Raw genomic sequence first — 10631 nt, 5'->3', positions numbered from 1 at the left:
CGTCGATGCGTTGGTCCATGAGGCTCATGGCCCGCGACCCCGCCGGGCTCCCCGTGACGCTCGACGCGCCGTCAAGGCAGGTTAACCTGGCGCTCTCGCGCGCACGCCGCCTGACCGAACGTGACCTCGACGTCGTGCTCGTCGCTCGCGGCGCTCGCAGAGATTGAAGGAGCCCCCATGTCACTCGCCGTCAAATCCAGCCTCCATGCGCCTATGTCGAAGGCGCCTTCGCCGGAGGGCTCGCGAAACCCATCATCTCCTCGCCGAAGGACGCCCGCGACGGCGTGCTCGAGGTGCTTCGTCACCACCTATCACCAAGGTCTCTCGGCGGGTCTGCAAGGCGTGCTCGGCGTCAGACGGGTCGGCTGGGTCGCGCGGCTCGTGGCCGGGATGTTCCGCAAGCGACTGGCGAACCACGGCTCGACCTTCGAGGGACCGTCCGTCAAGCACTCGCGCGGGTCAAGGCCGAGGTCGACGAAGAACTCCCCTTCCGGGAAGCTGCCTGTCGAGATCAGGCGACGCACGATCGCGTCGCGGATCTCCTCCTCGCGCAGGTCGAAGGATCGCTACCGCACGCGGGCGGTCACTCATCGATGGTGGGCCCGCGCGCAGCCATCCACCGCGCCGACGGCTCACGCGCGAGTCGTCGTCAGCCGCCGCGATGCTCCGTCCTTCCTCCGCCACTGGCCGCCGGCGCCACCGCGTACCCGGCAACGCCGCTCCGCGAAGCGGTCGCGACGCTCTTCGAGGAGCTCGCGGCGTGGACACGCAAGGGCCGCTCGATGACCGACGTGCATGCCCGCCTCGCGAAAGCCGCGAGGCTGATCGACACGGTCCAAGAGCTCGAGTCGCCGTAAAGCCCCGTCGGGCGACATCGACTTTCCTAGAGTTGCTCGTGGAACCCCCGTCTGGGGGGATGGGAACCCGCCACGGTGTCGGTGCAATGCGTGCAGGCGACATCTCGCGGCCGCTGAGACGTGCCTCTGTACACGGGCCTTCGACCCCCAGCGAGACCCGCTGACCTCGACACCTTCTCTTGCGGAGCTGACCCAGTTCGTTATCCGCCCTGCCGACGACACGCGCCCCTTCGATGCCGCCGATCCCGTGGAACGAGTCGCTCTTCTACGACTGAGTACACGCCCGACGGCGGCCTCGCGGCGTCCTGCGCATCAAGCGTGATGCAGGGCAAGAGCGCGTGTGGTTCTGGCTCTACGTGTTCGACGGGGCGCGCTGGATCGCCGTGGACGAGGCGCGGCTGCCGCTCTCGGGCTTCGACTGGGAGCGCTGGTCGTACCGCCTGGCGGGCCTCTCGTTCGAGCGGGAGGTCATAGAAGAGCTGCTGCACAACCGCGTGCGGGCCCGCGCCTTCGGCCGCGTGATCGCGGGGCCCGGCGTGGGGCGCGTGCTGCCGGTCAGCGTGGACCTCGACGTGTTCGGCATCGGCGCGTGCCACAGCGTGGGGGACCGCGGCGTGGACGGGCACTCGCACGACGAGCTGAGCGCGCTGCGCTTCGAGCAGCCCACCGCGCATCACGGGGCACTTCCAGCGTGGACCGCCAGCGCTTCGAGGTGGACGGGCGCGGCGAGCGCGACCCACAGCTGGGGCCGCGCATGTCGTACATGACGTGGCGCTTCCTGGTGCTCAACGGCGAGCTTCCGGATGCAGGCGGTGACGGTGGCGTTCGGCGACGGCGGCCCGATGAGGAGCCCATCATGGTGGGCTACCAGAGCCACGCCGACGGGACCACAGACATCGACACGGTGCGCTTCGACCTGACGTTCAGCGACGCGCAGCAGCCCTTCAGCGGCCGGGTGCACGCGCGCTACGAGAACGGCACCGAGGTGGCCGGCAGCATCACGTGCGTGACCGCGTGTGAGATAGACGCCACGCACGCGTTCTCGCCACCACAACCCTCGCGCTACGAGCGCGCCTTGGTGCGCTTCACGCCCGATGACGGCGGCGCCGCGTGCCTGGGCTGGCTGGAGGTCAACCGCTTCCTGCAGCCGGTCGTCTTCGAGGACGAGGCGTGAGCGCGCCCTTCTGCTTGGCCATCGCCGACACGGCGGGGCAGCCCGTGGGCGGCGGCCAAGGCCGAGGGGCTGCGGCGCCGCTGCTCGATTCGGGCTGCTCACTCGCCGGCGTTCGCTGGTGGGCGCGAGCGTGGGCACTGGGGCGCGGGCCTCGATGACGCGACCGTCGCGGAGGTGCTGCGCCACTACGAGGCGCTCGGTGGTGGCGCGGTGGCCGTGCGCTCCTCGGCCCTCGGCGAAGACTCGGAGGACGCCTCCTTCGCGGGGCAGTACGAGACCATCCTGAACGTGGTCGGCGCGGACGCGCTGCGTGCTGCGATTGCCGAGTGCCTCGCGAGCGCCAGCAACACCCGCTCGGCGGCCTACCGCGAGGCGCGCGCGGACAACACCGACGTGACCATGACGGTGGTGGTGCAGCGCATGGTGGACGCCTTCGCCGCGGGCGTGCTGTTCACCGTGGACCCCGTCAGCGGGCGGCGCGACCGGCTGGTGATCGACGCGGTGCGGGGCCTGGGCGAGGCGCTGGTGAGCGGCGCGGTGACCCCCGACCACCTGAAGCTCGACCCCCGGAACACCATCGTGGAGCGCGACCAGGCTGGCCCGGAACCAGTGCTGCCCGACACCACGCTGCAGCAGCTGGCCAAGCACGCGCGCGATGCGGAGCGCGCCGTGGGTGCGCCGCTCGACCTCGAATGGGCCGTGGACCACGACAACCGCGTGGTGTTCCTTCAGGCGCGCCCCATCACGCACCTGGCGGCGGACCCGCGCGCGCTCGACATCATCCAGCGGCCCAACGACTTCTACACCAAGTGCAACATCGGCGAGATGATGCCGGGCGCCATCACGCCGCTCACGCGCTCGCTGACCGCGCGCGGCATCGACGTGTCCATGCAGCGCATGTGCGTATGAGTGCGGTGCGCTCGCGCGAGTGGCCCGAGTTCCGCTACGTGGCGGTGTTCAGCGGCCACATGTTCCTGAACCTCAGCGAGGTGCTGGGCATCAGCACGCAGGTAGCGGGCTCCACGCCCGAGCAGGCGTGTCTGGCCATCTGCGGCCAGCGCGTGCCCGACGCCGAGGCCGCCCTGCCCCCGCCGGCCGGGCCGCTGGTGCAGTACCGCAACCTGCTGCGCTATGGCTCGTTCATCCTGGGCGCCGGCAAGCGCGTGCCCAAGATGCGCGCCCAGGTGGACGAGCTCGGCACCGTGGCCGAGGCCGTGCGCTTCGCCAACTCGGCGCGCGCCGCGTGGCAGCAGATCGACGCAGCGCTCCCCGTGTGGTGGGACATCTTCACGCACCACCTGGCGTGCTCGTCACCGGCCGGCGCCATGGCGCCCATCCTGCTGCGCGTCACCGCCAAGAACGAGCCGCCCACCGCCGAGGACATCGCGCGCGTGGCCGAGCTGCTCAGCGGCGCCACCAACGTGGAGAGCGCCGACATCGCCGCCAGGGGTGGACCGCATCGTGGACGCGCGGACGAGCACCCCGACGCGAGCGCGCGCTTCACCGACGCCGAGCCGAGGCCCGCTGGCGTGGCTGCGCAGCACGACGCGGGCCGCGCGCGCGAGCTGTTCGAGGCCTACCTCGCACGGCACGGGCACCGCACGGTGCGCGAGCTGGAGCTGCACCAGCGCGACTGGGCCGACGACCCGGTGCCGCTGCTGCGCTCCATGAAGAGCGCCCTGCGCGGTCGCTCTGCCGGCGCGCAGCCAAGCAAGCGCGCGCACACCACGAGCGAGCCGCTCACGCGCGGCATGAAGCTGCTGGTGGCGCGCGCTCATGACGCCGTGCGCCTGCGCGAGACCACCAAGTCACTCCTGGTGAAGGCCGGCCAGCACCTCAAGCACGCCTACCGCGCGCTCGGCACCGCCATGCACGCCGAGGGCCTCCTGCCCGACGCGGACGCCGTCTTCTTCCTCACGCACGAGGAGCTGCCCGCGTGCCTCGCCGGTGACACGCAGCTCGCCTCGCTCGCGGTGGCCCGCCGCAAGACCTACGCCTACCAGATGGACCTGATCTTCGAGGAGATCTTCGTGGGCCGCCCCGAGCCCGTGCGCCCCGTGTTCGACGCCGGCGACGGCGTGGTCATCGGCAAGCCCGTCAGCGTGGGCATCGCCCGCGGCAAAGCGCGCGTGGTTCGCACGCTCGAGGAGGCGAGCGCGGTGGAGGCCGGCGAGATCCTGATCGCCCCCATCACCGACGTGGGCTGGACGCCCTATTTCGGGCTGCTGGGCGGCCTCGCTACCGACGTGGGCAGCGCGGTCTCGCACGGCGCCGTGGTGGCCCGCGAGTACGGCGTGCCGTGCATCGTGGGCACCCAGCACGGGACCAGCATGTTCCGCACGGGCGACCGCGTGGAGCTGGACGGGAGCACGGGGCGGCTGCGACTGCTGGGGCCGGACGAGTAGCGCGGCCGTTGACCGTCGCGATCCGCTCATCGTAGGCGTTGACGTGATCTGTTGGCGACCAGGCGACGGGCGACCCTCGAGGGCTGACTCCTCGCCCCCCCCGCCGCCCCGAAGGGGCGGTCGCGCGCGAGGCTTCTATCTCCGCAGTCTGGGTGCCAATTGTGCTTGTTTTCAAGGGCAGTATCGGACCACCCTCCGCCCATGCCGACGCTCGCCTTCACCGATCCCCGAAAAGACCTCGCCGCCTGGGCCGCGCGCCTCTCCATCAGCAAGGAGGCCGTCGAGATCTACGCGAAGAGCGACGTGATCGACCTGCACCTCGACACGTTCATCTGGACACGCATCTTCGGCTACGACCTCGGGAAGAAGCACGGCGAGGGTCTGCTGGGTCGCCACTTCTACAGCCACTGCGACTTCCCACGCGCCATGGAGGCGGGGCTCACGGGCGGCGTGTGGCTGATCACCACCAACCCGTTCTTGCCGGCCAAGGTGCGCCGGAACCTGTTCTTCAAGAACCTGCGGCGCTTCGAGGGCGAGTTCGCGAAGTACCCCGACGTCTTCCGCATCGTGCGGACCACGGCGCAGTACCGCGCAGGCGCGCGCGGCCGGAAACACGGCGTGTTCCCTCGGCGTGCAGGGCGGCAACTGCCTCGACTACGACCTCACCGACTTCGCCAAGCTGGACCCGCAGCACGTGCTGCGCATCACGCTGGTGCACTTGTCCAACTCGAGCCTGGGGACCACCAGCTCGCCAGCGGCGCGCCTCGGGGGCAACGACGGGCTCACCAACCGGGGCCGTGAGTACATCGAGGTCCTGAACGCGAAGAAGATCTGCCTGGACCTCGCGCATCAGCCGGCGCGGCTTCTTCGACGCGGTGGCCGTGCACGACAAGACCGCAGCCTGGTGGTCACGCACACCGGCATCGCGGGCGTGTACGAGCACTGGCGCAACATCACCGACGAGCAGCTGCGCGCCGTGGACCGACACCGGCGGGTGCGTGGGCGTCATGTTCGAACGCCTTCCTCGCCAAGCGCGGCGCCACGGTGGAGACCGTGGTCGATCATCTCGAGCGCATCGTGAACATCGCGGGCGAAGACGTGCCGGCCATCGGCACCGACTACGACGGCGCCATCTCCCCGCCCCCCGACCTGCCCACCATCCTGGAGCTACCGCGCTGGCCGGGCATGCTGCGCCGAGGGCTGGTCGGCCGAGCGCATCCGGAAGATCCTGGGGGCAACTTCCTCCGCACCGTGCAGCGCCTCCGCGGCAGGCGCCAGTCAGCTGAGCGCAGTCAACAGCACGAGAACCGGGGTCAGTACCCTTGGTGACCCGCCCCCAACTGCACCACGATCTAGTCCGCCCGAAGGGGGGACTTTCAGGTCGCCCAAGCGTGGTTTGCTGCCCCCGGCTTCCAGCCGGGGGTGCCCATCACACCGGTCCCAAGTGATCCATCCGGCCCGCCTTCCTGATCGCCCAGGATCCCCCCGAGATCCCGCAGGATCACGCGGGATCCCGGCCCACGCGCGTTTTGTAAACAGCGTGTAAACTGCCGTCACGAGCCTACCCAGATAGCGTATTTCGTTACTCGGGGTTGACGTCTGCACCCTGACGCGTCACGTTTCGGGCGTGCGCTGGTAAATCTGTAAACAGCGCCCCAACCCCCCGGCTCGCGCGAATCGACCCCTCACAGGGCGGTAACAAACGGGCCCCATCAAGGAGCAAGCTGGTGTCCACCTCGGCGCAATCCGCGCAGAACCTGCTCGCGTCCCGCAAGCTCAACCACGTCGTCGTGCTCGGCGCGAACGGCACCATGGGCTTCGGCAGCGGCGTCTCCCCTTCACCCAGGCCGTCCCGCGCGACCTTCCCTCGCGCACCAAGGAGAAGGCCGAGCCAGGGGCCCTCGCTGGCGAAGGCCATGGTCCGCTCCAACACCGTGTCGCAGCGCGTGGACACCGGCGGCTACGAGGACTCGAGAGAAGGTCTGCGCCGACGCCGAACCTCATCTTCGAGGCCGTCACCGAGCAGCTCGCGCTCAAGCAGGGAGTTCTTCGCCCGCGTGGACGCCGCGCGTCGCGCCGACTCCATCGTGGCCACCGTCACCAGCGGCCTCAGCATCAACACGCTGGCCGAGGGCCGCAGCGAGTCGTTCCGCAAGAACTTCCTGGGCCTGCACTTCTTCAACCCGCCCAACGTCATCGTCGGCACCGAGCTGATCGCCGGCAAGGACACGGACCCCGGCCTGCTCGACTTCATCGAGACGTACTCGGAGAAGAAGCTCGGCCGCACCATGATCCGCACGCACGACACGGCGGGCTTCGCCGGCAACCGCGTGGGCTTCAAGGTGCTCAACGAGTGCGCCATCCTGGCCGAAGAGCACGGCCCCGCGCTCATCGACAAGGTCGTGGGCCCCTACACCGGCCGCGCGCTCACGCCGCTCGCCACCGTGGACCTCGTGGGCTGGGACATCCACCGCGCCATCGTGGACAACATCGTGGCCCTCACCAAGGACGAGGCGCACAGCACGCTGGTGCTGCCGAAGTACATGGCGGAGCTCATGGACAAGGGCACGCTCGGCAACAAGAGCGGCCGCGGCTTCTTCATGCGTGACGGCAAGCGCAAGCTCGCGCTCATTCCCGGCACCGACCGCTACCAGCCGGTGGACGAGATCAAGTTCCCGGACCTCAGCTACATCGCCGAGATCGCGGAGCTGCACCGCATCGGTCGCTACGACGCCGCCATGGCCGCGTTCGTGGCCGCCAGGGCCGAGGCCGACCTCGCGCGAGGTCATCTCTGGCTACATCATCTACTCGTTCCACCGCGTGGGCGAGTGCACCGACACCATCACGGGCATCGACCTGATCATGGGTCAGGGCTTCAACTGGGCGCCGCCCAGCGTGCTGGTGGACACCATCGGCCTCGCGCAGACCATCGGCATGCTCGAGAAGTCGGGCGTCCCCGTGCCCGCCATCTTGGCGAACGCCGCGCCGGGCACGCGCTTCTTCAACCACCCCACCATCAACGTCGGCAAGTTCTTCGTCGCCGGCTGAGCGTCGGTTCCACCAGCAGAGAAGGAGAAAATCGAGATGTCCAAAGAAGTTTATATCCTTGGTGGTTACCAGACCGACTTCGCCCGCAACTGGAGCAAGGAGCGCAAGCACTTCGTCGCCATGATCCGCGAGTCCGTGGCCGGCGCGCTGCGTGACGCGAAGGTGGCTCCCGAAGAGATCGAGAGCGGTCACGTGGGCAACTTCGCCGCGTCGCTCTACGCGAAGCAGGGCCACATCGGCGCGTTCTTCGTGGAGGCCGACCCGGCCTTCAGCGGCCTGCCCACCGGGCGGCATGAAGCGGCCTGCGCGTCGGGCAGCATCACGCTGCTCGCGGCCAGCGCCGAGATCGAGGCCGGCCGCTACGACGTGCAGTGCGTGGTGGGCGTGGAGCAGATGAAGACCGTGAACGCCTCCGTGGCGGCGACTTCCTCGGCACCCGCGGCCTGGTACGAGCTCGAGGCCAAGGGCGTGGAGTTCCCCGTTCCCGAAGCTCTTCGGCAAGCTGGGCGACGAGTACGACAAGCGCTACGGCCTCAAGGACGAGCACCTCGCCGAGATCAGCGCCATCAACTACGCCAACGGCAAGCTGAACCCCAACGCGCAGACCCGCACCTGGTACATGAACAAGGAGCACGCCCTGGCGAGCGACGAGTTCAACGGCGCCGTGGGCGGCCGCGTGAAGATCAGCGACTGCTCGCAGGTCACCGACGGTTCGGCCACGGTCATCCTCGCGTCGGCCGCGTTCGCCAGCAAGTGGGCGGCGCGCAACGGCGTGAAGCTCGAGAACATCCCGCGCATCAAGGGCTGGGGCCACAACACGGCGCGCCTGCGCTTCGACGACAAGGTGGCCGAGAGCAAGGACGCCGAGTACGTGCTGCCGCACGTGCGCTCCACCATCACCAGCGCCCGCAAGCGCGCTGGCATCGCGGACGTGTCGGGCATCGACTGCATCGAGACGCACGACTGCTTCACCACCAGCGAGTACATGGCCATCGACCACTTCGGCCTCACCAAGCCCGGTGAGAGCTGGAAGGCCGTGGAAGACGGCACCATCGCCCTCGGCGGTCGCTGCCCCATCAACCCGAGCGGCGGCTTGATCGGCGCGGGTCACCCTGTCGGCGCCTCCGGCGTGCGCCAGGCGCTCGATGCCTTCAAGCAGGTCACCGACACGGCGGGCGACTACCAGGTGGCCGGCGCCAAGAACGTGCAGACGCTCAACATCGGCGGCAGCGGCACCACCAGCGTCAGCTTCGTCATCGGCGTCTGACACCGTCCGCGTGAAGCTCGAACGAGCCCGCCTCGACTTCGGTCCAGGCGGGCTTCTTCGTCTCTTTTGTTACCCGCGCGCGAGGCCACGGAAGGCGTCGCGCACCGCGCGGCGAATGTGCGCATCGAAGGTGGTGAAGACGTGCGTGTGTCCGCCGCGGTAGCGCCGCAGGGACGCGCCGGGCCAGTGCTGCAGGAGCTGGTCGGTCTCTTCGGGGAAGACGAAGCCGTCGCGCTCGGCGGCCGCCATCACGATGGACGACCCGGGCGCGGGCGCGTGCAGGTGGCGAGCCGTGGCCTCGAAGAGCTCCCCCAGGAACGCGCGGTGCATCGGGCCGCTCACGCTCGAGCGCAGCGAAGTCCACGGCCCACGACAGCGCCCCGTCGAGGTACACGCTGCGCGGAGAGCGACCCGCCGCCACGGGCACCACGGCCAGAGGCTGCCCAAACGCACCGGCGGCGAGCGACACCATGAAGCCGCCCATGCTGTAGCCCACGAGGCCCAGCGGCTTGTGCTGAAAGCCAGGCCGCTCCCGCAGCGCGCGCAGCAGCCCCAGCGTCTCCAGCACCGACGCGTGGTTCATGTGGAACTGCTCGTAGACGGTGGGCAGCCGGGCGGACGGCTGGCCGGGCCGGCGCCGCGCACCGTAGAAGGGGTTCTCCAGCACCAGCACCTCGAAGCCCTCGCGCACCAGCGGCGCCAGCAGCTTCACGCGGCGCGCGTAGCCCTCTTCACCACTCGCGGCCATGGCGATGCAGAGGGGCGCCACGCGCGAGAGCTCGCCCTGTTGTGTGAGCAAGAGCGCACGGCCCCTCCTCACGGAGTCCTCGAAGCGCGGGTCGACTGCGCCTGAGTGCCACGAGACCTCGCGTTGATTCAGGCCCTTGGTCGATCGCGCCTCAATCCGCTGACGGCCTGTCAGGAATGGAGATTGTTTGATGGCCTCCTCGAGGAAAATTCCGTGTGGAACGTCGAAGAGAGCCGGCGCGTCGCGCATCCGTTCGAGGGCAGCCACGTCCCCAAAGCCCGCAGCAAACATCTTTTTGCGCGAGAGATAGCGGCCTGTGGCGCGGTCGACCCAGTGCATGGCCGGGGAAGATAGTCGGCGGTGCCTCCCCGGTCGAGGTGGTGTTGATTGCACAGACACCCTTCCCACCCGCGCAACTCACATGGCATACTCGCCGCCGGGGAAAACTCACACAACATCTCTCGGGGGTCTCGAATGGTTAACGGAATCTGGCTCATTGTTCTTGGGGTACTCGGCGCTGCGAGCTTGATCATCGCGAAGAAGCCTGACGCCAAGGAGCTCATCGACAAGCTCGCGCCGTACCAGGGCTGGATCGGCGTCGTCTCCGCCTTCTGGGGCGCTTGGGGCATCATCGGCGCCGTGCTCGGCCTGGGGCTGCTCACCACCTGGCCCATCCTCTGGGCCACCATGCTGGCGAACGCGGTGCTCCTGCTCTGCCTTGGCCTGCTGCTCGGCGTGGGCGTCATGAAGACGTTCATCAAGGACGAAGCGGCCGTGGCCAAGCTGGACACCACCATCGCCAAGCTGGCGCCCAAGCAGGGCATGCTGGGCCTCGTGGCCATCGGCGTGGGCATCTGGATGGTCGTGGCCAGCCTCCTGTTCGTCTGAGCGCCACTCGCTGCTCGCTGGACCGTCCGGCGTGGACCCTCCTCGGGGCTCCGCGTCGGGCGTTTCTGTTTCTTGGGGCCACGTCAGCGCAACAGCACTCACTCGGTGAAAGAGGTCTCCGTCCGATAGGGGAACCCGAGCCCACCTGCGCGGGTGACCACGGTGACGCGCGTGCCGGGCCGGGGCACGTGTTGCGCTGCGAAGCTCTCCGTCATGGTGTCTTCGGGATCGAACGGCGAGCGGA

At 69.2% G+C, this 10631-nt stretch carries 8 protein-coding genes and 2 pseudogenes; 9 read left to right on the top strand and 1 reads right to left on the bottom strand.

The features are described from left to right. The first annotated feature begins 1195 nt into the window (after positions 1 to 1195). From IPI43_34490 to IPI43_34455, 8 genes and pseudogenes are all read left to right on the top strand, one after another. Positions 1196 to 1624, top strand: coding sequence for a hypothetical protein (locus IPI43_34490; protein MBK7779169.1), 429 nt, complete (start codon positions 1196 to 1198; stop codon positions 1622 to 1624). Next, positions 1549 to 2031 carry a hypothetical protein gene (locus IPI43_34485; GenBank protein MBK7779168.1) on the top strand — a complete coding sequence of 161 codons (483 nt, stop codon included), beginning with the start codon at positions 1549 to 1551 and terminating at the stop codon, positions 2029 to 2031. Before IPI43_34490 ends, IPI43_34485 begins: the two co-directional genes overlap by 76 nt. 174 nt (positions 2032 to 2205) lie before the next feature. Further along, a complete protein-coding gene (locus tag IPI43_34480; GenBank protein ID MBK7779167.1) occupies positions 2206 to 2940 on the top strand; it encodes a PEP/pyruvate-binding domain-containing protein in 735 nt (244 codons plus the stop codon). Continuing rightward, positions 2937 to 4436 (top strand): hypothetical protein, encoded by a 1500-nt coding sequence (locus tag IPI43_34475; GenBank protein ID MBK7779166.1) that lies wholly within the window; start codon positions 2937 to 2939, stop codon positions 4434 to 4436. The genes IPI43_34480 and IPI43_34475 overlap by 4 nt, the downstream gene beginning before the upstream one ends. 550 nt (positions 4437 to 4986) lie before the next feature. Beyond that, positions 4987 to 5517, top strand: a pseudogene (locus IPI43_34470) (membrane dipeptidase). After that, positions 5490 to 5765: a membrane dipeptidase gene (locus IPI43_34465; GenBank protein ID MBK7779165.1), complete on the top strand. Its 276-nt coding sequence runs from the start codon at positions 5490 to 5492 to the stop codon at positions 5763 to 5765. The pseudogene IPI43_34470 and the gene IPI43_34465 overlap by 28 nt, the downstream one beginning before the upstream one ends. Positions 5766 to 6493: 728 nt before the next feature. Beyond that, a complete protein-coding gene (locus IPI43_34460; protein MBK7779164.1) occupies positions 6494 to 7639 on the top strand; it encodes a 3-hydroxyacyl-CoA dehydrogenase family protein in 1146 nt (381 codons plus the stop codon). Continuing rightward, positions 7521 to 8751: pseudogene (locus IPI43_34455) on the top strand (thiolase domain-containing protein). The gene IPI43_34460 and the pseudogene IPI43_34455 overlap by 119 nt, the downstream one beginning before the upstream one ends. On the opposite strand, the gene IPI43_34450 reads toward IPI43_34455, so the two are convergent. Then, the gene (locus IPI43_34450) at positions 8738 to 9838 is read right to left on the bottom strand and encodes an alpha/beta hydrolase family protein (protein ID MBK7779163.1); all 1101 of its coding nucleotides are present in this window, start codon (positions 9836 to 9838) and stop codon (positions 8738 to 8740) included. The pseudogene IPI43_34455 and the gene IPI43_34450 sit on opposite strands and share 14 nt — an antisense overlap. 135 nt (positions 9839 to 9973) lie before the next feature. Here IPI43_34450 and IPI43_34445 point away from each other — a divergent pair, with 135 nt between their 5' ends. Next, a complete protein-coding gene (locus IPI43_34445) occupies positions 9974 to 10387 on the top strand; it encodes a hypothetical protein (GenBank protein ID MBK7779162.1) in 414 nt (137 codons plus the stop codon). Positions 10388 to 10631 lie beyond the last annotated feature (244 nt).

This window comes from Sandaracinaceae bacterium (genome assembly GCA_016706685.1).
Taxonomy (GTDB): Bacteria; Myxococcota_A; Polyangia; order Polyangiales; family Houyiibacteriaceae; genus JADJJE01.
This window is presented reverse-complemented; position numbering and strand designations above follow the sequence as displayed.